Source organism: Caballeronia sordidicola, from assembly GCF_001544455.2.
GTDB lineage: Bacteria > Pseudomonadota > Gammaproteobacteria > Burkholderiales > Burkholderiaceae > Caballeronia > Caballeronia sordidicola.
Window position 1 is genome coordinate 583,590 of the sequence record NZ_FCOC02000003.1, and the last position, 25,273, is coordinate 608,862.

Below are 25,273 nucleotides of genomic sequence, written 5' to 3' on the forward strand. Positions count from 1 at the left end.
GCTCACATTCAAACGGCGACAGACCGCGAAGCTTTTGCGGTCTGTCATCGCCAACTTCAGTTTTCCAGTTCAACAACACTTTCTTCGCGTGCGGCTGCGGGTCTGAACGGAAGCCACAACGGTTCTGCTTCGGGCAACCAGTCATCGAGTGCCGAGAAGTCTTCCAGCGGTGCGAGATCATCCATGATTGGCTCCTTGTCATTCAAAGCGATTATTGAACTTGCGGCTTGCCGCTTTGCGTAGCCGAGCCGTTGGCGAACTCGACAATCGAACGATTGCGTTGCTCTGCCAGCGCTGCATCGCGAGCGCGCTGTTCGTGCTGTTCGGCGATCGCAATGCCGGCCATGCTGCGGTCCGGATACGTGTTGCGGTTCAAAGCAGGCAACGTCCCGTTTGCATAAGCGGCCGCGAGCTCGGCGCGAACCTGGGCGCGTGTCATTGTGCTCTCGGATGTGGCCGTGGTTTGATATGTCCCGGCGCGCCCAATGCCGCCATCGGCAAAAGCAGTGGTCGAGACGAGTGCGGATACTGCCGAAAGCGATAGCGCTGCGATTACGGTTTTCACGGTGTTGCTCCTGTCGGTTCGAATCGAACGCATTGAGTTGATCGATGCCATTCGAATACATGCACGGGGCAGCGGCCGGCGGATTAAATGTGCCGTGCTGCGACAGGACGAAATGTAGTCAAGCGGAACTGCGGGATAAATGATGCTTAGGCGAATTGATTAATCACGAGATCCGAATAATCGCAAGGAGCCTTGTTCCAAGGGGCTTCAAACAAAAACTATCGACGCGATAGGATGTCAAGCCCTTACAGCGAAGAGGGTTGAAAGCGCTTTTAGAGTCAATGAAAACAAAAAACCTGGCTAGCGGACATTCTGTTGAAGAAGGGACACGCCGCCGTTGCAGCGCGGGTTTGATCGCCATGAAAGTCAGCGGCCAAACCCGGCGCAACGAATCACGCGACGATCTTAAACAACCACTTCAGCGGTTCCTGCAACATCCGGCGTTCCGTGCTTGACGATCATCGAACGGGGCGTTGCAGTCGGCAAGCAACGCTCTTCCGCATCTTCCTGACCGGAGAGCAGCGGGCAGCGTTCGAACAATTCGGCGGCCCAATCCACGAACACGCGCACCTTGGGCGACAGGTGCCGGTTATGCGGATAGACAACCGAAATAGGCATGGGCAACGGCTTCCACTGAGGAAGCACCTCGACCAGTTCACCGGAACGCAAATGCGGAAGCGCCATGAAGCGCGGCACTTGCACAAGTCCGACGCCCTTCACGCCGCAGGCCAGATAGGCCTCTGCGTCGTTCACGGCAATCGCGCCGCGCATTTTCACATCGACGGTTTTTCCATCGATGACGAAATCCATGTCCATCACGCGGCCAGTGCGGCTCGAAAAATAATTCACCGCCGTGTGCTGCTGCAATTCCTCGATGGTATGAGGCACGCCATGCAACTCCAGATAATCCGGACTTGCCGCGGTCAGCCCTTGAAAGACCCCGATCCGCCGCGCGACGAGACTGGAATCCTGCAGCGTTCCCACGCGAATCACGCAGTCCACGCCTTCCTGAATCAGGTCCACCGGTTTGTCGCCGAATCCGATCATCAACTCGATATCCGGATATCGCGAATGGAATTCACACAATTGGGGCATGACGATCATTCGTCCAATCGACCCCGGCATATCGATCCGCAATTTGCCGCGCGGACCTTTGCCCGTATTCGCGAATGAACTCTCGGTTTCTTCGATGTCGGCGAGAATTCGCACGCAGCGCTCGTAGTACGCGGCACCGTCAGGCGTGAGGTTCAAGCGCCGGGTCGTACGCTGCAAAAGACGCACGTTGAGAAACGCTTCAAGGTTCTGAATAATCGTCGTTACCGAGGCGCGAGGCATATCCAGCGTGTCTGCGGCGCGCGAAAAACTATTGGTATCGACAACTCTTGTAAATACCTGCATAGCTTGTAGCCGGTCCATTTTTCTCTCACCGTCAAATCCTCGCCGCGCATGGAATAAGCGCGCTGCTCGGATGTTGTAGGAATGGGCAGTGTCAATTGATCACGATTGTTCAGCGCGACCGAATTGTGTTGCCGGATTATAGGCATTTATTTCGAAACACGTAGACCTCAGAATTCATCCCATCGCAACTAAGGTGGGATGGCGCGGGCGCGCTGAAAATAACCATGGCATCGACGCTGGATCTGGGCCTCTGCATAGAGGATGTTCGAATCGCGGGACATGCGCAACCCATAACCTTGCGCAGTTATCGCCCCGCATCGGACGGCACCGTTCTGCCGGTCGTGCTTTATTTTCATGGCGGCGGTTTTGTTCGCGGTTCGCTTGACGACGCGGATATAGCGGCCACGACCATTGCCCGCGACACATCCGCGTGGGTCGTTTCGGTCGGTTATTCGCTGGCGCCGGCTTTTCCTTTTCCGGCGGCGCTGGAAGACGGATACAGGGCGGCGCAATGGGCGACGGCGAACGCTCGTGCGCAAGGAGCGGATGCAAGCCGCATGGGCGTGGCGGGACACGATGCAGGCGGCAACCTGGCGACGTGCCTTGCGGCGATCGCGCGGGATCGCGGCGACATTGCGATCCACGCGCAGGCGTTGCTCGCGCCGCTGCTGGATCCGAGCATGACGCGCATGGCCGACGAGAACAAGGTGCTCTCACCGGATATTTGCGCGTCCGAATGCGCGCAGTGTTACCGCGCGTATTTGCCCAATGCTTCGCAAAGGCTTCATCCGTATGCGGCGCCGCTTGAATCGCGGCGGCTTGCAGGCCTGCCGCCGGCGCTGATTGCGAGCGCCCAGCTCGACCTGCTGCATATAGAGGCGGAGAAATACGCGGGCGAATTGATCGCGGCAGGCGTGCCGACTGAAGTGACGCGGCACGTCAACGCATCGCATTATGGGCTGGTGGCGGATCCGTCCGCGCTTGCCGACGTGGTCGCGTTCTTCAAGAAGCGGCTTCAGGACCGCACGGCGCACACAGTGCGTGCAACGCAAACGCGCGCCAAGCCCAAGACGCATGCAGCACCCCAAAAATTCAAAACAATCTCAACGACTTAATTGGAGCATCGCATGTCCATCACTCGCAAACGTCTTACTGTCGCGCTAGGGGCGGCGCTGGTCGTCGCAGGCGTCGGTACATATACGGCCATGCACGGTTTCGGCTTGCCGGTCACCACGGCCGAAGCCGCTGTTCAGGCCGCGCCGCCCGCAACCGAAGTGGATGTCGCCACGGTGGTCTCGAAGACCATCACCGACTACCAGAACTATTCGGGACGCCTCGAAGCAGTCGATAAGGTCGAGGTCCGGCCGCTCGTACCGGGCACGATCGTCGCCGTGCATTTCGCCGATGGCGCGCTTGTGAAGAAGGGCGATCCGCTCTTCACGATCGACCCGCGTCCGTATGTGGCGGCGGTCGATCAGGCCGCGGCGCAGCTTGCGGCGGCCCAGGCGCGCAACGGTTATACATCGACCGACGCCGCGCGCGCCGAGCGTTTGCTGACGGACAACGCGATCGCCAAGCGCGATTACGACGAGAAGCAGAACGCGGCGCATGAGGCCGCGGCCAACCTGAAGGCGGCGCAAGCGGCGCTCGAGACGGCGAAGATCAACCTGACGTACACGCATATCGTGGCGCCGGTGTCCGGCCGTGTGTCGCGCGCGGAGATGACGGTGGGCAACATTGTCTCCACGGGTTCGAGCGCGCCGTTGCTGACCACGCTGGTTTCGGTGTCGCCCATTTACGCATCGTTCGATGTCGACGAACAAACGTATCTCCGTTACCTGAGCCGTGACTCGCGTGCAAGCGTGCCGGTCTCGCTCGGCCTCGCGAATGAAGAGGGTTTCTCGCGCGAAGGCAAGGTGGCGTCTGTCGACAATCAACTGGACACAGGCTCGGGCACCATCCGCGTGCGGGCCCGCTTCGACAACAACGATGGTTCGTTGTTGCCGGGCCTCTATGCACGCATCAAGGTCGGGGGCGGCACGCCGCATCCGGCCGTGCTGATTGAAGACGCGGCTATTGGAACCGATCAGGACAAGAAGTTTGTCATGGTCGTCGATAAGGACAGTCGCGTTCAATACCGCGAAGTCACGCTCGGTACGCAGAGCGACGGCTTGCGCGTGATCGTGAAGGGCTTGCAGCCGGGCGAGCGGATCGTGGTGAACGGTCTGCAGCGCGTGCGTCCAAACGATGTCGTCAAGCCCAACTCGGTAGCAATGGCGAGTGCGTCGCCGGCAACAAAAGAAGCTTCGTAAGACGCGCTTTATAGCCTGGTTCATAGCCGCCTAACGGGGGCTCCTGGAGTGCGTGGACAGCAGCGGGTCTCGATTCAAGACCCGCTGCGGGAAACGCGCGCGCGGCCTCTCATGCATATAAAGAAACCGTCATGAACATTTCCAAGTTTTTCATCGACCGCCCGATCTTTGCGGGTGTGCTATCGGTGCTCATCCTGCTGGCGGGTGTCATCGCCATGTTCAAGCTGCCGATCTCCGAATATCCGGAAGTCGTGCCGCCGTCCGTGGTCGTGCATGCGCAATACCCGGGTGCGAACCCGAAGGTGATCGCAGAAACGGTGGCGTCGCCGCTGGAAGAGCAGATCAACGGCGTGGAAGACATGCTGTACATGCAGTCGCAGGCGAATAGCGACGGCAACCTGACCATCACGGTGACGTTCAAGCTTGGCACCGACCCGGACAAGGCGCAGCAACTGGTGCAGAACCGTGTGTCGCAAGCGTTGCCGCGTTTGCCGGAAGACGTGACGCGCCTGGGCGTGACGACCATCAAGTCGTCGCCGACCCTCACCATGGTGGTCCACCTGAATTCGCCGAACAACCGCTACGACATGACGTATCTGCGCAACTATGCGCTGATCAACGTGAAGGACCGGCTTGAGCGTATCCAGGGCGTGGGCGAGGTGCAGTTGTGGGGTTCGGGCGATTACTCCATGCGCGTCTGGCTCGACCCGCAGAAAGTCGCGCAGCGCGGCATGACCGCGACCGACATCGTGAATGCGATCCGCGAGCAGAACGTGCAGGTCGCGGCCGGCGTGATCGGTTCGTCGCCGACGTTGCCGAACGTGCCGCTGCAATTGAACGTCAACGCGCAAGGCCGGTTGCAGACCGAACAGGACTTCCGCGACATCGTGCTCAAGACATCGCCCGATGGTGCCGTCACGCATTTGCGCGATGTGGCGCGCGTTGAGCTGGCTGCGTCGGAATACGGGCTGCGTTCCTTGCTCGACAACAAGACCGCGGTCGCCATGGCGATCAACCAGCAGCCTGGCGCGAACTCGCTGCAGATTTCCGATACGGTCCGCCAGACAATGAAGGAACTGCAGGCGGACATGCCGGCGGGCGTCGAATACCAGATCGTGTACGACCCGACGCAGTTCGTGCGTTCGAGTATCGACGCGGTGATTCACACGCTTGCCGAAGCCATCGCGCTGGTGGTGCTGGTCGTGATCGTGTTCCTGCAGACGTGGCGTGCGTCCATCATTCCGCTGCTCGCGGTGCCGGTGTCGATCATTGGTACGTTCTCGTTGCTGCTTGCGTTTGGATTCTCGATCAACGCGCTGTCGCTCTTCGGGATGGTGCTTGCCATCGGGATCGTGGTGGACGACGCGATCGTGGTGGTGGAGAACGTCGAGCGCAACATTGAAGCGGGGCTGTCTGCGCGCTCGTCGAGCAATACGGCGAGCGCGTGCGCACCGTCGCGCTGGACGTGACCGATCCGGCCTCGGCGCGTGCCGCCGTGCAGGAAGCCGTCAACGCTTTCGGCCGGCTCGATGTCGTCGTGAACAACGCGGGCTACGGCAACATTGCGTCGATCGAGGAAGGCGACGACGCCGATTTCCGCGCGCAAATGGAAACCAACTTCTACGGCGTCGCCAACGTCACGCGCGCCGCGCTGCCCGTTTTGCGCGGCCAGCGCAGCGGCCACATCATCCAGATTTCATCGATAGGCGGACGCGTCGGCTCTCCCGGGCTCGCCGCGTATCAATCGGCGAAATGGGCGGTGGAAGGCTATTCCGAAGTGCTGGCGAAGGAGGTCGAGCCGCTTGGCATCAAGGTGACCATTGTCGAGCCGGGCGGTTTTCGCACGGACTGGGCGGGTTCGTCGATGACCATTCACACACCCGGTCCCGATTACGCCCAAAGCATTTCGCCGCTACTCGAATATCGGAACTCGCACAAGCCGGTCGGCGATCCGGCGAAGGCGGCGCAGGCGATCCTGAGTATCGCTGGAGTGGACGAGCCGCCGCTGCGCTTGCTGCTGGGCAGCGACGCCGTGCATATCGCGGAACAACTGCACGAAGCGCGTGGCGCGATGGACGCAAAATGGCGTCATCTGAGCCTCTCGACCGACGCCGACGATACCGCCGGCTGGCGCGGTCATATCGATAAACTCTCGATCGTGAAGCAATAAGCGGCACATCCGCACGAGGCCCATGAAGACGGACGGCGTTCCCATCAGTCCTGCGCTGATCGCCCGGCTCGACACGCTGGGCGTGGACCTGACGCGCACATTCCGCGCGGCCGGCATTGCGTGGCCGCCGCTCGGGAACGCCGAGCCGTCGCGTCTGCGCGTCACCACGCAGAAGTATTTCGCGCTGTGGGAAGCCATTGCCGAAGTGAGCGGCGATCCGGCTATCGGTTTGCGCATCGGGGCGCAAACCGCCCATGGCCAACTCGACATCATGTCGCTCGCCGCGCTGCATTCCGCCAATTTTCGCGATGCGCTCGCCAAGCTTGGCCGCTACAAGCGGCTGAGCTGCCCGGAAGAAGTCGTGGTCGATGTCCAGGGCGCCGAAGTCGCGGTTGCCTTCCGCTGGCTGCTTGCCGATGGCTTTATCCCCGACCTTCTCGCCGATGCCATGTTTGCGTCGGCGCTTGCATTGGCCCGGCGCGGTTCGGGCGTTCAGGTCAAACCGAGGCGCGTCGCGCTGACGCGCCGCGCGGCGAACCGCGCAATGCTCGCGCGGCATTATGGCTGCGAGATCGTTTTCGATGCACCGCAGGACGTGATCGTTTTCGACGCGTCCGCGCTCAGCCTGCCGTTCGTCACGCACAACGCGGACTTGCTGGCGGCTGTATTGCCTCGACTCGATGCAGGCCTGGCGGAGCTCAGGAGCACTCAATCGTTCACCGATCAAGTCGATGCCGTAATCGCGCGAAGCATGGGTGGCGAGCGGCTCAGCGTCGATATGCTGGCCCGCGAGCTTGGCATCAGCCAGCGAACCTTGCAGCGAAAGCTCGCCCTCGATGGCACGAGTTACCAGCAGTTGCTGGATCGCGTGCGCAACCGGGTTGCGCGCCGGTTGCTGGAAAGCACGGATCTTGGCGCGGGTGAGATTGCGTGGTTTCTCGGGTTCGAAGAGGTCAATTCGTTTTCCCGCGCTTTCAACCAGTGGGAAGGGGTAACGCCGCAACGATGGCGCGCGCAGGCAGGGTTGGACGTCCGGGTTCCTGCTCGTTGACGAACGCATAAGTAATCACCGAGCCCGCTGCATTGAACGCTGCTTTGCTTGTCCACGTTTGCGCCCGGGACGAGTTCCGCCACATAGGCAATCAAAATCTTCCTTTTTGCGTTGCACCAGCAAAACAGCTTGGCGTCTGTGTCGGCGCCATCTTTACGCCTATTGCGCCGCGTCAAGTCGAAGCGAATGAATAAATATCCTTGACTAATACTGTGTTCGGAATATTGTATATCACAACAAACGACGGTTAGCCTCCGAAAGCAGCCGTTCAAATAGATTTGCCTCGAAGAGGAGACAACCATGCTGATCCGTGCCTGCGGACATTCGCTGAAACCGGCGTATGGCGGGCGCGCTTCGTCTGTCCCCTCGCATTTCATCCACCACATCAACTCATCCAGTCAGTCAGGAGACAAAAAGCCATGACCAGGCCTCTCGAAGGAATCAAGATCATCGACTTCACGCATGTACAGGCCGGCCCGGCCTGTACGCAGTTGCTCGCGTGGTTCGGTGCGGACGTGATCAAGGTCGAACGTCCCGGTTCCGGCGATGTGACCCGCACGCAATTGCGCGACATCCCGAACGTGGATGCGCTCTACTTCACCATGTTGAACAGCAACAAGAAGTCGCTGACGCTCGACACGAAAAAGCCCGAAGGCAAGGAAGTGCTGGAAAAGCTGATCCGCGAATCCGACGTCATGGTCGAAAACTTCGGTCCGGGCGCGCTCGACCGGATGGGCTTTCCGTGGGAGCACATCAAGGAACTGAATCCGAAGATGATCCTGGCGTCCGTCAAAGGCTTCAGCGACGGCCATCATTACGACGACCTGAAAGTCTACGAGAACGTCGCGCAATGCGCGGGCGGTTCGGCATCGACCACCGGCTTCTGGGACGGTCCTCCGACCATCAGCGCCGCCGCGCTCGGCGACAGCAACACCGGCATGCATCTGGCCATCGGCATTCTGACGGCGTTGATTGGCCGCGATAAAACCGGCAAGGGCCAGAAGGTCGCGGTATCGATGCAGGACAGCGTGTTGAACCTCTGCCGCGTGAAGCTGCGCGACCAGCAGCGCCTCGACCGCCTGGGCTACCTGGAAGAATATCCGCAGTATCCGCACGGCGAATTCAGCGACGTGGTTCCGCGCGGCGGCAATGCAGGCGGCGGCGGTCAGCCGGGCTGGGTGCTCAAGTGCAAGGGCTGGGAAACGGACCCGAACGCGTACATCTACTTCACGATCCAGGGTCACGCCTGGGCGCCGATCTGCAAGGCGATCGGCAAGCCGGAATGGATCGACGACCCGAAGTACAACACGGCACAAGCGCGCCAGCCGCACATCTTCGATATCTTCGCGACCATCGAAACCTGGCTCGCCGATAAAACCAAGTTCGAAGCCGTCGATATTTTGCGCAAGTTCGATATTCCATGCGCGCCGGTGCTGACCATGAAGGAACTGGCGAACGATCCGTCGCTGCGCGAAAGTGGCACCATCACGGAGGTTCAGCATAAGGAACGCGGTCCGTACCTGACCGTCGGCAGCCCGATCAAGTTCTCTGACATGAAGCCGGAAATCACCGCGTCGCCCTTGCTTGGCGAACACACTGACGAAGTGCTCGCAAGCCTCGGCTACAGCAGCGAGCAGATCAGCAAGCTGCACGACGCGCAGGCGGTTTAGCCGTAAGAGCGCGATGCCGTGGGCGATGTACAAGCCCGCGGCGTCGCGTGATGCAACGAGGGTGCTTCCACCATGACTACAAAAACTTTCCCTATCGATTTCGAGCAACTGATCGATGTTATCGGCGACGCGGTGGTGATTTCGGACGCACGCGGCGCCATCACGTTATGGAACCCCGCGGCCGAGCGCATGTTCGGATTCACGCCCGCCGAGGCGCTCGGCAATTCGCTCGACATCATCATTCCGGAGCGTTTGCGAGGCCGTCATTGGGCAGGTTACGAAAAGACCATGGCGACCGGCGAAACGCGCTATGGACACGACGTGCTGCGCGTTCCCGCCGTGCACAAGGACGGGCGGGCGTTATCGATTGCATTCACGGTCGCGCTGTTGCATTCGGCGCAACCAGACGCGGTGGTGACGGGCATTGTTGCCGTTATCCGCGATGAAACCAGTCGCTTCACCGAAGAACGGAACCTGAAAAAGCGTCTCGCCGAACTGGAAGCCAGGTCGGGCGGTTAAAGCGGGTTGTAAAGCTGTACAAGACCATGAGCGCGCGGCCCACGATCAAGCAGCGGGCCGCTCGCGCACAGCAGGACATTGAATCAGGCCGCTGCGCGTACGGTATCGCATTCCGGACGCCACATCCGGGCGCCGCGTGTGTCGTCGGCGCGAGCGATGGTCGTGGCGCGGCAGGCGTCGTAGTAAGCATTTTTTCTGTCGACGATCGCCTGGCAGAGGAATTCCGCGCTGTACGCCTTGAGCAGATGCGGGCAGTGGACTTCGATGTATCGCGCAATGCGCGCCTGGTCGTTTGGCGCACCGGAAAGCGCCTTGAGCGTGTCGGCGTCCCAGCGAAACATCAGGTCGAGTTCCTCGAAGGCGCTGTTGTACGCGCAGAGTTGCGTTTGCAGTTCCCGCTCGTCGGCGGCGATGGTGGCTTGTGAACGGATCATGGTCGTCTCCCTGGTTGGCCGTGGTGCTTAAGTGCAGGATAGAAACAATGATCCATATACGATAGTCACAGTTTTTTACCGTGACTATTCAGAATAGCTAATAAATGGTTTACCCGATATGTGTGATCGCCGAAATTTGCGCCGCGCCTTCATCGATGAGGAATTGCTTGAACGCCGCCGCCACTGCCGGAAGCCGCTTGTTGTGCCGGTGCACGAGATACCAGTTGAGCATGACGGGAAAGCCCAGAATGTCGAGCACGGCAAGACGTCCGACCTGCAGTTCCATCGCGATGGTGTGGGCGGACAGGAAGCTGATGCCCATGCCCGCGATCACCGCCTGCTTGATGGTCTCGGTGCTGGTGATCTCCATGGCGACGTTGAGCGATCTGAGCCGTCCCGCAAAACCTTCTTCCATGGAATTCCAGGTGTCCGAGCCTCGTTCTCTCACAATGAACGGTTCTTCGGAAAGCGATTCGAGCGGGATGTTCTTCACCCCGACCAGCCGATGATCCGGCGGCGCGACGATCACATACGGATGCGGCGCGAAGGACACGTTGTCGGTATCCATGTCTTTCGGCGGCCGGACCATGATGGCGAGGTCGGTGAGGTTGTCGGTGAGTTGATGCAGCAGTTCCTCGCGGTTGTGGACGGCGAGGTTGAGCTTGACGTCGGGATTGCGCTTGGTGAATTCCGCAAGGAGGCGGGGGAAAAAATAATCCCCCGCGCTGATGACGGCGACGTTGAGCGTGCCTCCGGAAATACCCTTGAGACGGGCCATGGCGTCGTCGGCTTCGCGGAACTGCTCGAGGATCGCGCGGCTGTGATGCAGCATTTCCACCCCCGCGCTCGTCAGGTAGATCTTCTTGCCCAACTGCTCGAAAAGCGGCAAGCCGGCGTGCTCTTCAAGCTGCTTGACCTGCGTGGAAACGGCCGGCTGGGTGAGGTAGAGCTCTTCGGCCGCGCGGGAAAAGCTGAGCCTTCGCGCCACGGTTTCGAAGATTTTGAGTTGCCTCAAAGTCGCATTGCGCATCATGACGGTGTCTCCATCCATAAACGATCATGAATTTATACAATAAATTTTTCTAACTTTCCCTAATCGTTTTTCTCCCGCAGCATGCTTTCAACGTGCGCTACTCCCGTAAGGTGGCGACCGGCAGACAAGCAGCAACGGAAGGAAAACAGGGCGGCGGCAATGACCTTGCCAGAACGGTGAAGTTGCCGTCCTGGTCTCCGGCAAAAGAACTCTGGATGTGCTCGAACATGATTTTTCCCGCAGCTTTTTCAGTGTCCCGTCCGCGCTTCGTGCGTGGCCGCCGGCAACCTGATGACCCTGCGAACAAGGACCCCTGACCGACCAAAAATCCAACTCTCGCACCGGTGACTGGTGGAACGTGCGCGAAGACGCATGCAACCCGATGACACCGTTGAGCCGCAGTCGATTACGCGCCGCAACGAGCGCCGATACATAACGGAGACAGACATGGCAAACGCAGATACGCTCACGGCACCCGCCGGAGGCAGCCCCAAACGCGGGGCGCATAACAATCGATGGGCGCAGCTGGCCATCGGCATCATTTGCATGGGCCTCGTCGCGAACCTGCAATACGCGTGGACCCTTTTTGTTGTCCCCATGGACGCAAAACATCATTGGGGCCAGGCGGCGATTCAAACGGCGTTCACGGTTTTCATCGTTACGGAAACGTGGCTCGTGCCGCTCGAAGGCTGGCTCGTCGACAAGTTCGGGCCGCGTCCCGTCGTGATCGGCGGCTCGATCTGCGCGGCGATTGGCTGGATCATCGACGCCAACGCCACAAGCCTTTACCACCTCTACATTGCGGCTGTCATTGCCGGGATTGGTGCGGGTTGCGTGTACGGCACCTGCGTGGGCACGGCGCTCAAGTGGTTCCCGGACAAGCGCGGTCTTGCAGCAGGCCTCACGGCAGCCGGTTTTGGCGCGGGCGCGGCGGTCACGGTGATCCCCATCTCGAACATGATCCAGAGCTCGGGCTATGAACACGCGTTCATGTTCTTCGGCATCTTCCAGGGCGCCTGCATCTTCCTGCTCGCCTTGATGCTGGTCCGTCCGCGTCCGCCCGCACACGCTGTTCCGGCGAAGCGCGTGGTGGCGTCGAAGATCGATTACACGACGGGGCAAATGGTCCGCTCGCCGCTCTTCTGGGTGCTGTACCTGATGTTCGTGTTCGTGGCCGCCGGCGGCGTGATCGCGACTGCGCAACTCGGTCCGATCGCGAAGGAATACGGCTTCGCCAAGATGCCGGTCAGTTTCCTCGGCGTGACCTTGCCGTTGCTCACGATGGCGCTTTCCATCGATAACCTCTGCAACGGTTTCACGCGTCCGCTGTGCGGGTGGATCTCGGACAAGATCGGCCGTGAGAACACGATGTTCTTCATCTTCATTGGCGAAGGAATTGCGTTGCTCGGGTTGATGGAGTTCGGCCACAACCCGTATCTCTTCATGTTCTTCGCTGCAATCACGTTCCTCTGCTGGGGCGAAATCTTCTCGATCTTCCCCGCGACCTGCGCGGACACCTTCGGCAGCAAGTACGCGGCCGCGAACGCCGGCACGCTGTACACGGCGAAAGGCACGGCTTCCATGCTGGTGCCGCTCGCGTCGGTGCTCTCGGCGATCGGTTCGTGGGATGCGGTGTTTATCACGACGGCGACCATTTCGATTGCAGCCGGGCTGTGCGCCAAGTTCGTCCTTGCGCCCATGAGGAAGCGCTGGATCGAAAACACGGTCGCTGAATCAAGCCGTCTCGATGCCGCTTCGTTTCAGACCGCCTGGTCCGAAACCCCGCGTAATTCGTCGGCGCAATGAGCATGAGCAGGAATCCCGTCGCTGAGGTGGGGTTGAAGGGATCGGGCGTGTCGCTGCAGCAGTTGCGCCTGTTCGTCACCCTGGCCCAGCACCGGAGTTTCACGCAGGCGGGCAACGCGCTCGGCGTCACGCAGTCGGCGGCGAGCCGCAGCATCAGGGAACTGGAAGAACTGCTCGATCTCCGGCTCTTCGACCGCACCACGCGTCACGTCGCACTCACCGATACCGGCCGCGCGCTGCTTCCGCGCATCGCGCTGCTGGTCGATGAACTCGAGGTTGCGTTGCGCTTCGGACAAGAGGTGGCGACGGCCGAGAGCGGCGCGGTATCGATTGCGTGCAGTTCGGGTGTGGTCGCCTCTGTGCTTCCGGCGCTGCTTGCGTCGTGCCGCGCGAGCTACCCGAACATTTCGCTCAAGCTGCACGACGCGCCGCAAAACCGCGTGCTCGAGCTCTTGCGCGCGGGTGACGCGGACCTGGCGATCCTGATCGAACCGCAGGATAGCGACGACCTCGCCACCGAAACGCTTTTCTCCGATACGTTCTGCGCAATTGTCGGCACGCGTCACCCGCTGGCGGCGAATGCGACCGTGCGATGGCGCGAGTTGAGCGGCGCCGACCTGTTTGTTCTCGATGACACCACCGGCAGCGCCGACCTGATTTCCAGTGCACTCGCGGAACAAGGGGTGTCGAACGTCAGGCCGCAGCACCTCACGCAGGCGGCAAGCATCGTGCAGATGGTCGCAGCGGGTCTCGGAATCGGCATCCAGCCGATGCACGCGTGGCCCGCACCCGCGCATTCGCTGGTTCAGGCTGTGCGCCTGTCGCCATCGGTCAGCCGGAATGTGGTGCTTGCAAAACACCGGCTGCGCACGCTCGAATCCCAGGCCGCGCGTATCTGGACACACGTGGTTTCTTCCTATGGCGAGGAACATAGGCCGCTGCAGACCGCTGATGCCTGAACGCTGATTCCATTAAAAGAAAGCGCGGCTCCGAAAGGAGCCGCGCTTTTTTCTTGGCGTTGTCCTTGCACTTTTGCTACTGCTGTCCAATACTGAAATCTAATATGTTGTATATCAGAACGATAAAGATTTCAGGAGACGACAATGAAAATTTGCATCTACGGAGCCGGTGCAATCGGCGGCTATATGGGCGCCCAGCTTGCTCGCGCGGGCGCCGACGTCAGTTTTATTGCACGCGGGCCGCATCTTGCCGCGATGCAGGCCAATGGCGTGCGTCTGCAAATCGATGGCCAGGAGCACACCGTCAAGGTCCGGTGCACCAACAATCCGGCTGAACTCGGAACGCAGGACTACGTGATCGTGGCGTTAAAGGCGCACTCGGTGCCGGGTGTTGTCGACCAGATGCCGCCTTTGCTTGGACCCGATACCGCCGTCATCACCGCCGTGAACGGCTTGCCGTACTGGTATTTCCACGATCACGGCGGCGCCTTGTCTGGCACGACGCTCGAAAGCGTCGACCCGGGCGGCCGCCAGTGGCAGATCCTTGGACCCGAGCGGGCGATTGGCTGCGTGCTCAATCCCGCCGCGGTGATCGTCGAGCCGGGCGTTATCCGTCACGTTTATGGCAAGAAATTTCCCATCGGCGAGCCGAGTGGACAGATCACGCCGCGATTGCAGGCGTTCCACGACATCATGGCCGCCGCCGACATGGAAGCGCCCATGCGCGACACTATCCGCGATGAAATCTGGCTCAAGCTTTGGGGCAACGTCTGCTTCAATCCGATCAGCGCACTGACGGGCGCGACGCTCGACGTGCTCACGAGCGATCCGGCCGTGCGCGCCTTGTCGCGCAGCATGATGATGGAGGCGCAGGGAATTGCCGAGCAGATTGGCGTGAATTTTCGTGTCGATGTCGAAAAACGCATTGATGGCGCAGGCGCGGTGGGCGCGCATAAGACATCGATGCTGATGGATTGCGAAGCGCGCCGGCCGATGGAAATCGATCCGATCGTCACCGTGGTCCAGGAAATTGGCCGAAAGCTTGGCGTAAAGACACCGATGATCGATGCCGTGCTCGCGCTCATCAAGCTGCGCGAGGGCGTCAACCAGGGCACGGCGCGCCCGCGCATCAAAACAATTGAATCCTTCACACGCTCCCAGAAAGCCGCTTAAACTGCGAACAAGGAAGGGCTGTTGTTTCTGATATATCACATACGAAATATGTTGCATTGCATTGCGACGCAACATATACTGAAGGCTCTTAAGGTTAACCACTAGGAGCCGGAAATGAGCATCGCTTTGTTAGTCGTGATCGGAATCGCCTTGGTAGCGGGTGGTGTTGGTGTGACGTTTGCACTGGCGTCGGCGTTGCCGCAGGACGTGTTGCAGCGTGCGCAGGAAAATGGTCGTTATGCCGGACTAGCGGCGGATGATCAGGGCGGCAGCACGGGTACACGGGCGACGACGGGCGCGCGGAACCTCGGAAACCAAGCCATCAATGCCATCTGATACTGAAGTTGCTGCAACGTCTGCCAATATTCTTGAACCGCGGCCTGCGGGTGTGACGCTTTCGCTTGCGCCGATCAATGCGACGGTTTCGTTGCGGGATCAGGCGTATGCCCGTTTGCGCCAGGCCATATCGGAGGCGGACATTTATCGTTCGCGGGAAGAGATCAGGCTGGACGAGAAGGATTTGACCGAAGCGTTGGGCGTGAGTCGTACGCCTATTCGCGAGGCCATGACGTTACTGGAGCAGGAAGGGTTTCTGCGCACGGTGCCGCGTCGTGGGATTTATATCGTGCGCAAGACCAAGCACGAGATTGTCGAGATGATCAATATGTGGGCCGCGTTGGAGAGCATGGCTGCGAGGCTTGCTACACAGCGCGCGACGGATGAGGAGATTGCGTCGCTTCGCCATATGTTTGATCATTTTCAGAATACTGCGCCGGCAGAGCACATTGATGAGTATTCGGAGGCGAATATTGCCTTTCATCAGGCGATTGTGCAGTTGGGCAAGTCGCAGATTCTCTTCGATACGATCAAGAATATTTTTGTGCATGTGAGGGCGATCCGGAAGATGACGATTTCGCAAAGCGACCGCGCGGCGAGATCGATCGAGGATCATATGAGGATTATTGAGGCGCTCGAAGCGCGCGATACCGAATTGGTCGAGAGGCTGGTGCGGCAGCACTCGCTGGATCTGGCCGCGTTTGTTGAGAAGAATTGCGATTTTCTGGATTAAGCAGGGCGCTGGCGCTTGGGAGCGGGGTTAGTTGTTGGGTTGCTGCTTTTTAAGTCGTTGCGCGTTTTGTTCTAGCTGATTTTTTTAGCACTGTTAGCCACTGTCCGTGGCGGGACTTCATTTCTTTTTCCAACGGCGAAAAAGAAACGAAGCAAAGAAAACGCCTTTCAACCGCTAATTCTTAAGTGTCCCAAGCGTGCACGTATATCTGCTTGGGACTTCAAAAGAACGCTCAGCGTAAAACCCCGGACAGTTGAAACCCTCCCGCTCCGTCCACAGATACCCACACGCTTCGCCACCAGTGTCTGTGGTCGTCTAATGGAAACCCGCTTGGGCGCGCTTCGCGCTTTAAAATCGAACGCAATATAATTATGGTTATTATGGCGGGCGAATTGCCGAATTCAATTAATTAAAACGCGTCAAATCTGCATTTCGAAGCCATGTGGTTTTCAGCAATCGAACTTGCCCGAGAGCACTGGTGGCGAAGCGTGTGGATGTAAGGATACGGAGGGGGAGGGTTTCAAGTACTCGTGGTTTTACGCTGAGGGTTCTTTTGAAGTACCAAGCAGCTATACGTGCACGCTTGGTCCACTTAAGAATTAGCGGTTGAAAGGCGTTTTCTTTGCTTCGTTTCTTTTTCGCCGTTGGAAAAAGAAATGAAGTCCCGCCACGGACAGTGGCTAACAGTGCTAAAAAAATCAGCTAGAACAAAACGCGCGAAGACCTAAAAAGCAGCAACCCAGCATAAACCAAATGGCACATCAGGAAAACACCCTCTTGACTCCGGCCACGATTGGAATATTGTATATCACGCCACCAAGCCAACAGAAAGGGCTCGATCCACACGACCCACCCAAAAAGCAAAAAACCCCCGACGCCAGGAGCCACCCCATGCCCAAAGCCCTCACCGGCGTCCGAATCCTGGACTTCACCCACGTCCAGTCCGGCCCGACCTGCACCCAACTCCTGGCATGGTTCGGCGCCGACGTCATCAAAGTCGAGCGCGCCGGCACCGGCGATGTCACCCGCGAACAACTCCGCGACATCCCCGACGCCGACAGCCTCTACTTCACGATGCTGAACCACAATAAACGCTCGATCACCATCGATACAAAAAAACCCGAAGGCAAGAAAGTCCTCGAATCGCTCGTGAAAACCTGCGACGTGCTGGTCGAAAACTTCGCCCCGGGCGCGCTCGACCGCATGGGCTTCACCTGGGAACACATCCAGGAACTGAATCCGAAGATGATCGTGGCATCGGTGAAAGGCTTTGGTCTCGGACCCTACCAGGACTGCAAGGTCTACGAGAACGTCGCGCAGTGCGCAGGCGGTGCGGCATCGACGACAGGTTTCGATGACGGGCCGCCCGTAGTCAGCGGCGCGCAAATCGGCGATTCGGGAACAGGACTGCATCTGGCGCTCGGGATCGTCACCGCGCTCTATCAGCGCAACGCAACAGGCCGCGGCCAGAAAGTGCTCGCGGCCATGCAGGACGGCGTACTCAACCTCTGCCGCGTGAAGCTGCGCGACCAGCAGCGCCTCGAACGCACCGGCGTAATGAGGGAATATCCGCAATATCCGAACGGCGAATTTGGCCAAGCGGTGCCGCGTGCAGGCAATGCATCGGGCGGCGGTCAGCCCGGCTGGATCCTCAAATGCAAGGGCTGGGAAACCGATCCGAACGCGTACATCTACTTCATCACGCAGGCGCCCGTGTGGGGCGAAATCTGCAAGGTGATCGGCAAGCCGGAATGGATCGCTCATCCAGACTTCAGCACAGCGGCCGCCAGATTGCCTCACCTGCAGGATATTTTCGCCGAGATCGAACGGTGGACCATGACGAAGTCCAAGTTCGAAGCCATGGACATCCTGAACCAGCACGACATCCCATGCGGACCGATCCTCTCGATGAAGGAAATCGCCGAGGACGCGTCGTTGCGAAAGACCGGCACGATTGTGGAAGTGGATCATCCGGTGCGCGGCAAGTATCTGACTGTAGGCAACCCGATCAAGCTCTCCGACAGCCCGACGGACGTCACCCGTTCACCGCTTCTGGGTGAACACACCGACGAAGTGATGACGGAACTCGGCTACACCGCAGACCAGATCGCGACGCTGCGCAACCTGGGCGCGATCTAGGCTTGTGCGCATTTTCCGCAATGGCGCCGCGCAAGGGAATTCGATACCTTCGGCACAGCGTCATCCAATCTTTTTCTGACACGGATACATCGATGCTCGACGGAGTCTGGTGTGCGTTAGCGGTGATTGCATCGGTACAGAGTCTGCGCACGCCGGGCGCGCTTTCGCCGGCACGGCGACAGGCGTTGCGCGACGCGGCCGGCGTGGGCGGCGCCGTGATCGTGGCCTACGCCATGGCCACCGGCTTTGAATCGATGCTGGCGGCGCTTGCCGTTGCTGCGTTCGCTGTGTTGACGCCGCCATCCTGGAAGACCACGCCCGCGTCGCTGCAAAGTGCGCTTGCGTTGGCGGCGCTGGCGTCGGCATCGGCGGATCGCGCGTTTGGACTCGAAGCGGGCATGTCGCCCGGATGGACCGCGCTCGGCGGTTTGTCGGCAGTGGCGATGGTGTTTGCGCTCGGATATCTGCGTTTGCGTGCGCTTGAGGGTCTGCCTGAGCGGCTACTCAAGCGTATGGCGTGCGCCGCGCCAGCCAGCACGATGCATTTCGCGTGCGCGGCGTTGTGCACGGTCATCGCGTATACGGCGGGGTTCGAGGGCGGTGCGGTCGCGGTCGTGATCATCGGCGCGATGGTGGCGCTGATCGGCGCCTATCTCGCGATGGCGCTGGCCGATCGCGCGTATCCGGTGTTTATCGCGGCGTTGAACGGCTATGCGGCCTGCTCGATTGTCGCAGCGGGCGTGGGGCTGGCGAACGGCGCGCTGGTGGTGACCGGCGTCGCGCTTGTGCTCGGGTGCGTGGCGACATGCACGAGCGCGGCTCCATCGAGGGTGTCGAGCAAGAAATAGGGCGGCTCACAGGGACGGATGCCGCGTTACCATGGCGGCGCCCCGTTTATCTTGTGCAGGAGTCACGAATGCTCGAGCCGCCCAGCCGATGATCCACAAACCCCGTAGCACCGTGACGCCAGATTTTTCCGCCTCGGCAGGTCCGCGCAACGAAGCGCGTTCAAGGCGCAATACGCTCTTGCTCGCAGCGGGTTTGTCGTTTGGCACAGCGATCGCGCTTGGCCTTACGCGATTCTCCTACGCGCTGCTTTTACCCGCCATGAAAGCCGATCTTGGCTGGAGCTTCGCGCAGGCCGGCGCGATGAACACCGCAAACGCGCTGGGTTATCTGCTCGGCGCGCTGGCGTTTCCGCTGCTGTCGCGGCGCTGGCCGGCGGGCGTCTGTTTTATCGTGGGATGCGTGCTGACGGCGTTGCTGATGATCGCAGGCGGCCTTGTCTCCGACACCCACGCGCTGCTCATTCAGCGAGTGGTGACGGGTATCACAAGCGCATCGGTATTCGTCGGCGGCAGCGTGCTTGCCGCGCGGCTGGCGTCGGCGCATCCACGCGATGCAGGGCTCGTCCTCGGACTCTATTACGGCGGCGCGGGCCTTGGGATTATCGCGGCGGCATTGCTGATTCCCATCACGACCTTCAACGGCACGCACGGCTGGCAATGGGCGTGGTTCGCACTCGCGGCGGCGTGCGGACTTGCATCGGTGGCGGCCATCATGGCGGCACGCAGGATAGGCCTCCATGACGCCGCGCCCGTCGCCGCCCGGGAAAACAGCGGCGTTTCCGGACGTCTTCCGTGGGCGCGGCTTGGCTTCATGCTCGCCGGATATGGGCTTTTTGGCGTTGGGTATATCGGCTACATGACGTTCCTGATCGCACTGCTCAGAGCGGCGGGCATGAGTTCCACAGTGATCACGGCCTTTTATGTGCTGCTCGGCGTGGCGACTGTCGGGTCGTCGCGTATCTGGTCAGGTCTGCTTAACCGCATGCAAGGCGGTCAGGCGCTGGCCGTGTTCAACGGGGTGCTTGCGTTCGCGACCATGATGCCCGCGCTATTCGCGCAACCGCTCGTGGCCTTCGTGTCCGGCGCGTTGTTTGGTGCGACGTTTTTATCGGCGGTGGCGTCGACCACCGCGTTCGTGCGGCATAACCTTCCCGCCGCGCAATGGACGCGCGGAATCGGCGCATTCACGATTGTGTTCGCGGTTGGGCAGATTGCCGGGCCGGTGGTGATTGGCTGGATATCGGATGGCGCGGGGCTCGCACGCGGTCTCATTTATTCTTCCGCGCTGCTGGCATTTGGCGCGCTTTTAGCTGCGCTGCAAAAGCCCTTGAACGCGGGTTCGCCCGCTTGACGCGGACGAATGGAAAAATCGCCCAAAGCCTTCAGGCGATAAGCGATTTTCTCCGGATTACGCGCTTGGTCGTCGCTTGCTTGATGCTTAATGCCCAAAGTAAATCGAATGCTGTTGAATCGGCGATGCGGGAGCCATCGTTGCACGCATGCCCGAGGCCGATGTGCCGCTGGTCGACGGACCATAGGATTGCGCTGCGACGCCATTGGTTGCATCGACACGTTGCTGCGCCGCTTGCAGGCCTTCCGGATAATAATTGTCGTTAGTTGCCGGGTTGTAGCCGGCTCGTTCCAGCGCGCTCAACTCGGCGCGAACCTCTGCGCGGGTGACGGGCGCGTTGTCTTGGGCAAAAGCAAAAGTCGGCGCTGCAAGGGCTGATGCAATCAGCAATGCGGGAAGAAGTGACTTGGTCATGATGAACCTCCAGAGTTCTGTTATTCGCTGCTCGCGATGATGCGCTGAGGTGGTGCATTGCAAACGCGGTTTCTGCTAACTTTGGCGTCTGCATCCGCAACTCATGAAAACCAGTCTAGGCCTCCTATTGCCCTTATAAAACGATAGTTTCGGCGAAAGATATTTGTTGTTTCGGCAACAATAAATCGCGGTAAACTCAGCGTCGCTTAAGCTTCGGTGCCTTCCTTTTATGCTTTGGCAATAGCGCTTCGCTTATTGGGACGCGCGAAAATGTTCCGCCAGAAAGTCGATGAACGCGCGGATTCGTGCCGGCTGATTCCGGCGGCTCGGGTAGTAGACGAACAAATCGGCAGGAGGCAGCAAGAACTCGGGCAACACCACTTTCAGGCGTCCGCTTTCAAGGTATTTGGCGAGATCCCATTCGGAGCGGATCGAGATGCCATGTCCGTCCAGCGCCCATCCGAGCACGATGTCTCCGTCGTTGCTCGACAAGCCGCCAGGCACTTTCACCGATACCGTTTCACCGTCGCGCGTAAAGCGCCATACGCCATAAGCGTCGTCGTTCTGACGATGCAGGATGGTGCGATGGCGCGCGAGATCACTGAGCGCGCCGGGATTGCCGTACCGCTGCAAATACGCAGGCGACGCACACAGGAAGCGCCGGTTCGACATGATGCGGCGCGCGTTGAGCCGCGTATCGGGCAGCGCGCCAAAACGGATGGCGAGATCGAATCCTTGCTCGACGATATCGATGGGTCTGTCAGTCACGTCGAGTTGCACTTCGACTTGCGGATAACGCTGCACAAAAGACGAGACCAGCGGAGCGATTGTCGTGCGGCCAAATCCCAGCGACGCGTTCACCCGCAATATGCCGCGCGGCGCTTCGCGGCTGCGCGATACCGCATCTTCCATTTCCCGCATTGCAGCAAGAATACGCGTTGCGTGACGCAGGTAGGTATCGCCTTCGTCCGTTAGGCTCGTGCTGCGCGTGGTGCGGTTCACGAGCCTCACGCCCAGGCGCTGCTCCATCAGGGCGAGGCGGCGCGTTGCGGCCGGAGGCGTGAGATCCAGTGCGCGTGCCGCCGCCGACAAACTGCCAAGACGTGCAAGCTGGACGAAAAATTCGAGGTCGGAGGTGCCGTCGTTCTTCACTTAAACTGAATAATCAAATGAGTACCGGTGAAGTGTAACGCGGCGGGGCGCGCGTAAGCTTCGTTTATCGGATGAAGCACGTGCTTGAGCGCTCATTCAGCTAACCGCACTCGTCAGCATTTCAGGAGACACGCATATGAGAATCATGGAAATTCGCGAACAGACCATCCCGATCAGTTCGTCCATTCGTAACGCGTACATCGATTTCAGCAAGATGACGCTGAGTCTGGTTGCGGTGATCACTGACGTGATTCGTGATGGCAAGCCGATTGTCGGATACGGCTTTAATTCCAACGGACGTTATGGTCAAGGCAAGCTGATGCGCGAGCGTTTCATTCCGCGCGTGCTGGAAGCCGATCCGGATTCGCTGCTTGATGCGTCGGGCAATAACCTCGATCCGCACAAGGTCTGGGCGGCAATGTTCACCAACGAAAAACCGGGCGGCCATGGTGAGCGGTCCGTAGCAATCGGCACTATCGACATGGCGGTGTGGGATGCGGTGGCAAAGATAGAAGGCAAGCCGCTGTTCCAGTTGCTGGCGGAGCGTTATGGCAACGGCACGCCGGATCGCAAGGTCTTTGTTTATGCAGCGGGCGGTTATTACTATCCCGGACAAGACTTCAGCAAGCTGAAGGACGAGATGCGCAGCTACATTGACCGGGGCTATACCGTGGTCAAGAAGAAGATTGGCGGCGGGTCCCTTGACGCGGACCTGCGTCGTATCGATGCGGTGCTTTCCGTGCTGCAGGACGGCCAGAAACTTGCCGTCGACGCAAACGGCCGTTTCGATCTCGATACCGCGATCCAATACGCCAAGGCGCTCTCGCAATACGATCTGTTCTGGTACGAAGAAGCGGGCGATCCGCTGGATTTCGAGTTGCAGGCGACGCTGCGAAACTACTATGACAAGCCCATGGCCACGGGTGAAAATCTGTTCTCGATGCAGGACGCGCGCAACCTGATTCGCTATGGCGGCATGCGCGCGGATCGCGATTACCTGCAGTTCGATTGCGCACTGAGCTATGGTCTCGTGGAATACCTGCGCACGCTCGATATGCTTCATCAACATGGCTGGTCACGTTCACGCTGCGTGCCGCATGGCGGACATCAGATGTCCTTGAACATTGCAGCGGGTCTCGGCCTGGGCGGCAATGAATCGTATCCGGACCTGTTCCAGCCGTTCGGTGGCTTCCCGGACGGCGTGAAAGTGGTAGACGGCTATGTCACCTTGCCCGATCTTCCCGGCATCGGCTTTGAAGGGAAGAGCGACTTGTACGCCCATATGCAGGCCTTGTCGGCCTGAGGCCCACGCGCAGCAATCATCAGGAGACTGAAATGCAAAAACCGATCGAGCTATCCGGCCGCGATATTCTTCGCGATCCCCGTCTTAACAAGGGATCCGCCTTCACCGAGGAAGAGCGCCGCAAGTATCACCTCGAAGGCCTATTGCCGCCCGGGTCCAGCTCGCTCGAACTGCAGGTTGCGCGCACGCATACCGAACTCGCCGCGCTCGACAACGATCTTCAGAAATACCTGCTTCTTTCCGATCTGCAAGCCCGCAACGAGACCCTGTTTTACGCCACCATCATGTCCGATCCGGCGACTTTCATGCCGCTGGTCTATACACCAACGGTCGGCGAGGCATGCCAGAAATTCAATCACATATTCCGGGCCACGCGCGGCATGTACGTGCCCATCTCGGCGCGTGGCCGCGTGAAAGAACTGTTGCAGAACTGGCCCGAGAAGGAGGTCCGGTTCATTGTGGTGACCGATGGCGAACGTATTCTTGGCCTCGGCGACCTGGGCGTGGGCGGAATGGGCATTCCCATCGGCAAGCTGTCGCTTTACACGGCATGCGCAGGCGTGCCGCCGCAATATTGCCTGCCCGTGATGCTCGACGTGGGCACGAATAATCGCGATCTGCTCGATGACCCGCTGTATCTCGGCTTGCGTCAGGAGCGTGTGCGGGGCGACGAATATCACGCGTTCGTGAACGAGTTCGTTGAAGCGGCGCTTGAGTTGCATCCGCAGTGCTGCGTGCAATGGGAAGACTTTGCGAACTTCAATGCCGTGCCGCTGCTCGCGCGTTACAAGGACAAGATCTGCACCTATAACGACGACATCCAGGGCACCGCAGCGGTCGCGCTGGCGGGCATCTTTGCCGCGTTGCATATCTCGAAGCAAAGGCTTGTGGATCAGCGGTTCCTGTTCCTTGGCGGCGGCTCGGCCGGAACGGGTATCGCTGAATTGATCAGCCAGGCCATGGTGCTGGAAGGACTGACCATTGAAGAGGCACGCGCGCGCAACGCACTGTTCGATGTGAACGGGCTCATGGTGAAATCGCGGACCGATCTTGCTGATTTCCAGAAACCGTTCGCCGTCGATCACGCGCCGGTAGACAACTTCACCGATGCGGTAAAGGCGTTGAAACCGACGGGCATCATTGGCGTAAGCACGATGCCCAAGCTTTTCAATCAGCACGTGATCGAGGCGATGGCGGAGATCAACGAACGCCCGATCATCTTCCCGTATTCCAATCCGACTTCACGTTCTGAATGCACTGCGGAAGAGGCCTACAAATGGTCCGCGGGTCGCGCCATTTTCGCGAGCGGCAGTCCTTTTCCACCGGTGGAAATCGAGGGGCGCACGTTTGTTCCGGGGCAAGGGAACAACGTCTATATTTTCCCCGCGCTCGGCATGGCTGTTTTCGCCACGCAAGCGAGCCGGGTGACCGACGAGATGTTCATCGCTGCGGCTAAGGCAGTGGCCGAGCAAGTGTCCGAAGCAAGTCTTGCAACCGGTCTGATCTATCCGCCGCAAAGCAAGATCTTCGAGGCGTCGCTGCATGTGGCGGTGCGCGTGGCCGAGTGCATTTTCGATAACAACCTTGCCCGTGTGCCGCGACCCGACGACATAGCCGCGATGATCCGCGACCGCGCGTATAAACCGGCTTATACGCTTTAGGCTGGATGTAAGTAGTGCGCCGGGGCGATCGAATTCGGCCCGGCGCTTTCCTCGGCATGACCATGGATTTCGATGGAATTTTGACGCGAGATCATGGGCATCGGCTGCTTCGAAAAAGCTTGGTGCGCAAGTGCAATTTCGCGGCGTTTGGCACGCTTAAAAGCCGCCGAGCCTTGATGGACAAGGCATTCACCGCCCGGGAGGGTCTGCCGGGCGCGACCGGACGTTGCAAAAGTCGCATGGAAT

The 25,273-nt window shown here is 59.8% G+C and carries 23 protein-coding genes and 1 pseudogene; 17 read left to right on the forward strand and 7 right to left on the reverse strand.

Annotated features, from left to right (window positions below; all coding sequences use genetic code 11):
• Positions 1-56: 56 nt before the first annotated feature.
• The 3 genes from AWB64_RS32520 to AWB64_RS08945 all read right to left on the reverse strand — a co-directional run bounded on the left by AWB64_RS32520 (position 57) and on the right by AWB64_RS08945 (position 1,981).
• Complete coding sequence (locus AWB64_RS32520) at positions 57-185, reverse strand: hypothetical protein (protein ID WP_279616253.1); 129 nt, start codon at positions 183-185, stop codon at positions 57-59.
• A gap of 26 nt (positions 186-211) precedes the next feature.
• Positions 212-565 carry a DUF4148 domain-containing protein gene (locus AWB64_RS08940; protein WP_060818435.1) on the reverse strand — a complete coding sequence of 118 codons (354 nt, stop codon included), beginning with the start codon at positions 563-565 and terminating at the stop codon, positions 212-214.
• 405 nt (positions 566-970) lie between these two features.
• Positions 971-1,981, reverse strand: coding sequence for a LysR family transcriptional regulator (locus tag AWB64_RS08945; protein ID WP_060818316.1), 1,011 nt, complete (start codon positions 1,979-1,981; stop codon positions 971-973).
• 206 nt (positions 1,982-2,187) lie between these two features.
• Between AWB64_RS08945 and AWB64_RS08950 the strand changes: the two genes are divergently transcribed.
• From AWB64_RS08950 to AWB64_RS08980, 7 genes and pseudogenes are all read left to right on the forward strand, one after another.
• Complete coding sequence (locus tag AWB64_RS08950) at positions 2,188-3,078, forward strand: alpha/beta hydrolase (RefSeq protein WP_082850402.1); 891 nt, start codon at positions 2,188-2,190, stop codon at positions 3,076-3,078.
• 12 nt (positions 3,079-3,090) lie between these two features.
• Complete coding sequence (locus tag AWB64_RS08955) at positions 3,091-4,275, forward strand: efflux RND transporter periplasmic adaptor subunit (RefSeq protein ID WP_060818317.1); 1,185 nt, start codon at positions 3,091-3,093, stop codon at positions 4,273-4,275.
• A 131-nt stretch (positions 4,276-4,406) separates the two neighbouring features.
• Positions 4,407-5,714 (forward strand): annotated as a pseudogene (locus AWB64_RS08960) (efflux RND transporter permease subunit); the annotation flags it as partial.
• Positions 5,715-5,719: 5 nt separating this feature from the next.
• Positions 5,720-6,445: an SDR family NAD(P)-dependent oxidoreductase gene (locus AWB64_RS08965; protein ID WP_060818318.1), complete on the forward strand. Its 726-nt coding sequence runs from the start codon at positions 5,720-5,722 to the stop codon at positions 6,443-6,445.
• 22 nt (positions 6,446-6,467) lie between these two features.
• On the forward strand, positions 6,468-7,496 hold the full coding sequence (locus AWB64_RS08970; protein WP_060818319.1) for an AraC family transcriptional regulator: 1,029 nt from the start codon (positions 6,468-6,470) through the stop codon (positions 7,494-7,496).
• Positions 7,497-7,915: 419 nt separating this feature from the next.
• Positions 7,916-9,166, forward strand: coding sequence for a formyl-CoA transferase (gene frc, locus AWB64_RS08975; RefSeq protein WP_060818320.1), 1,251 nt, complete (start codon positions 7,916-7,918; stop codon positions 9,164-9,166).
• 72 nt (positions 9,167-9,238) lie between these two features.
• Positions 9,239-9,685, forward strand: a complete 447-nt coding sequence (locus tag AWB64_RS08980; protein WP_060818321.1) for a PAS domain S-box protein — start codon at positions 9,239-9,241, stop codon at positions 9,683-9,685.
• A gap of 83 nt (positions 9,686-9,768) precedes the next feature.
• Here AWB64_RS08980 and AWB64_RS08985 read toward each other — a convergent pair whose 3' ends face one another.
• Positions 9,769-10,119, reverse strand: coding sequence for a hypothetical protein (locus AWB64_RS08985; RefSeq protein ID WP_060818322.1), 351 nt, complete (start codon positions 10,117-10,119; stop codon positions 9,769-9,771).
• 109 nt (positions 10,120-10,228) lie between these two features.
• Complete coding sequence (locus AWB64_RS08990) at positions 10,229-11,149, reverse strand: LysR family transcriptional regulator (protein WP_060818436.1); 921 nt, start codon at positions 11,147-11,149, stop codon at positions 10,229-10,231.
• A 450-nt stretch (positions 11,150-11,599) separates the two neighbouring features.
• Here AWB64_RS08990 and oxlT point away from each other — a divergent pair, with 450 nt between their 5' ends.
• From oxlT to AWB64_RS09030, 8 genes are all read left to right on the forward strand, one after another.
• Positions 11,600-12,958 (forward strand): oxalate/formate MFS antiporter, encoded by a 1,359-nt coding sequence (gene oxlT / locus AWB64_RS08995; RefSeq protein ID WP_060818323.1) that lies wholly within the window; start codon positions 11,600-11,602, stop codon positions 12,956-12,958.
• 2 nt (positions 12,959-12,960) lie between these two features.
• A complete protein-coding gene (locus AWB64_RS09000; RefSeq protein ID WP_060818324.1) occupies positions 12,961-13,917 on the forward strand; it encodes a LysR family transcriptional regulator in 957 nt (318 codons plus the stop codon).
• Between the two features lie 144 nt (positions 13,918-14,061).
• Positions 14,062-15,090, forward strand: coding sequence for a 2-dehydropantoate 2-reductase (locus tag AWB64_RS09005; protein ID WP_060818325.1), 1,029 nt, complete (start codon positions 14,062-14,064; stop codon positions 15,088-15,090).
• Positions 15,091-15,204: 114 nt separating this feature from the next.
• A complete protein-coding gene (locus AWB64_RS09010; RefSeq protein WP_060818326.1) occupies positions 15,205-15,426 on the forward strand; it encodes a hypothetical protein in 222 nt (73 codons plus the stop codon).
• Positions 15,416-16,159: a GntR family transcriptional regulator gene (locus AWB64_RS09015; protein WP_060818327.1), complete on the forward strand. Its 744-nt coding sequence runs from the start codon at positions 15,416-15,418 to the stop codon at positions 16,157-16,159. The genes AWB64_RS09010 and AWB64_RS09015 overlap by 11 nt, the downstream gene beginning before the upstream one ends.
• A gap of 891 nt (positions 16,160-17,050) precedes the next feature.
• Positions 17,051-18,298 (forward strand): formyl-CoA transferase, encoded by a 1,248-nt coding sequence (frc, locus tag AWB64_RS09020; protein ID WP_060818328.1) that lies wholly within the window; start codon positions 17,051-17,053, stop codon positions 18,296-18,298.
• A gap of 92 nt (positions 18,299-18,390) precedes the next feature.
• On the forward strand, positions 18,391-19,146 hold the full coding sequence (locus tag AWB64_RS09025; RefSeq protein ID WP_060818329.1) for a hypothetical protein: 756 nt from the start codon (positions 18,391-18,393) through the stop codon (positions 19,144-19,146).
• Between the two features lie 88 nt (positions 19,147-19,234).
• A complete protein-coding gene (locus tag AWB64_RS09030) occupies positions 19,235-20,497 on the forward strand; it encodes a YbfB/YjiJ family MFS transporter (protein ID WP_060818330.1) in 1,263 nt (420 codons plus the stop codon).
• Positions 20,498-20,584: 87 nt separating this feature from the next.
• Here the strand turns inward: AWB64_RS09030 and AWB64_RS09035 are convergent, their stop codons facing one another.
• Together AWB64_RS09035 and AWB64_RS09040 are read right to left on the reverse strand one after the other, a co-directional pair.
• Complete coding sequence (locus tag AWB64_RS09035; RefSeq protein WP_060818331.1) at positions 20,585-20,911, reverse strand: DUF4148 domain-containing protein; 327 nt, start codon at positions 20,909-20,911, stop codon at positions 20,585-20,587.
• A 252-nt stretch (positions 20,912-21,163) separates the two neighbouring features.
• A complete protein-coding gene (locus AWB64_RS09040) occupies positions 21,164-22,063 on the reverse strand; it encodes a LysR family transcriptional regulator (protein WP_060818332.1) in 900 nt (299 codons plus the stop codon).
• Positions 22,064-22,199: 136 nt separating this feature from the next.
• Here AWB64_RS09040 and AWB64_RS09045 point away from each other — a divergent pair, with 136 nt between their 5' ends.
• Positions 22,200-23,366 (forward strand): mandelate racemase/muconate lactonizing enzyme family protein, encoded by a 1,167-nt coding sequence (locus AWB64_RS09045; RefSeq protein ID WP_060818333.1) that lies wholly within the window; start codon positions 22,200-22,202, stop codon positions 23,364-23,366.
• The gene (locus AWB64_RS09050; RefSeq protein ID WP_075643259.1) at positions 23,363-25,027 is read left to right on the forward strand and encodes an NAD-dependent malic enzyme; all 1,665 of its coding nucleotides are present in this window, start codon (positions 23,363-23,365) and stop codon (positions 25,025-25,027) included. The genes AWB64_RS09045 and AWB64_RS09050 overlap by 4 nt, the downstream gene beginning before the upstream one ends.
• The last annotated feature ends 246 nt before the right edge of the window (positions 25,028-25,273 follow it).

What these genes read in the sequence shown, in the direction of transcription:
- AWB64_RS32520 (WP_279616253.1), bottom strand. Translation starts at nt 185, where the DNA reads ATGGATGATCTCGCACCGCTGGAAGACTTCTCGGCACTCGATGACTGG.
- AWB64_RS08945 (WP_060818316.1), bottom strand. Translation starts at nt 1,981, where the DNA reads ATGGACCGGCTACAAGCTATGCAGGTATTTACAAGAGTTGTCGATACC.
- AWB64_RS08950 (WP_082850402.1), top strand. Translation starts at nt 2,188, where the DNA reads ATGGCATCGACGCTGGATCTGGGCCTCTGCATAGAGGATGTTCGAATC.
- AWB64_RS08955 (WP_060818317.1), top strand. Translation starts at nt 3,091, where the DNA reads ATGTCCATCACTCGCAAACGTCTTACTGTCGCGCTAGGGGCGGCGCTG.
- AWB64_RS08970 (WP_060818319.1), top strand. Translation starts at nt 6,468, where the DNA reads ATGAAGACGGACGGCGTTCCCATCAGTCCTGCGCTGATCGCCCGGCTC.
- frc (WP_060818320.1), top strand. Translation starts at nt 7,916, where the DNA reads ATGACCAGGCCTCTCGAAGGAATCAAGATCATCGACTTCACGCATGTA.
- AWB64_RS08980 (WP_060818321.1), top strand. Translation starts at nt 9,239, where the DNA reads ATGACTACAAAAACTTTCCCTATCGATTTCGAGCAACTGATCGATGTT.
- AWB64_RS08985 (WP_060818322.1), bottom strand. Translation starts at nt 10,119, where the DNA reads ATGATCCGTTCACAAGCCACCATCGCCGCCGACGAGCGGGAACTGCAA.
- AWB64_RS08990 (WP_060818436.1), bottom strand. Translation starts at nt 11,149, where the DNA reads ATGCGCAATGCGACTTTGAGGCAACTCAAAATCTTCGAAACCGTGGCG.
- oxlT (WP_060818323.1), top strand. Translation starts at nt 11,600, where the DNA reads ATGGCAAACGCAGATACGCTCACGGCACCCGCCGGAGGCAGCCCCAAA.
- AWB64_RS09000 (WP_060818324.1), top strand. Translation starts at nt 12,961, where the DNA reads ATGAGCAGGAATCCCGTCGCTGAGGTGGGGTTGAAGGGATCGGGCGTG.
- AWB64_RS09005 (WP_060818325.1), top strand. Translation starts at nt 14,062, where the DNA reads ATGAAAATTTGCATCTACGGAGCCGGTGCAATCGGCGGCTATATGGGC.
- AWB64_RS09010 (WP_060818326.1), top strand. Translation starts at nt 15,205, where the DNA reads ATGAGCATCGCTTTGTTAGTCGTGATCGGAATCGCCTTGGTAGCGGGT.
- AWB64_RS09015 (WP_060818327.1), top strand. Translation starts at nt 15,416, where the DNA reads ATGCCATCTGATACTGAAGTTGCTGCAACGTCTGCCAATATTCTTGAA.
- frc (WP_060818328.1), top strand. Translation starts at nt 17,051, where the DNA reads ATGCCCAAAGCCCTCACCGGCGTCCGAATCCTGGACTTCACCCACGTC.
- AWB64_RS09025 (WP_060818329.1), top strand. Translation starts at nt 18,391, where the DNA reads ATGCTCGACGGAGTCTGGTGTGCGTTAGCGGTGATTGCATCGGTACAG.
- AWB64_RS09030 (WP_060818330.1), top strand. Translation starts at nt 19,235, where the DNA reads ATGATCCACAAACCCCGTAGCACCGTGACGCCAGATTTTTCCGCCTCG.
- AWB64_RS09035 (WP_060818331.1), bottom strand. Translation starts at nt 20,911, where the DNA reads ATGACCAAGTCACTTCTTCCCGCATTGCTGATTGCATCAGCCCTTGCA.
- AWB64_RS09045 (WP_060818333.1), top strand. Translation starts at nt 22,200, where the DNA reads ATGAGAATCATGGAAATTCGCGAACAGACCATCCCGATCAGTTCGTCC.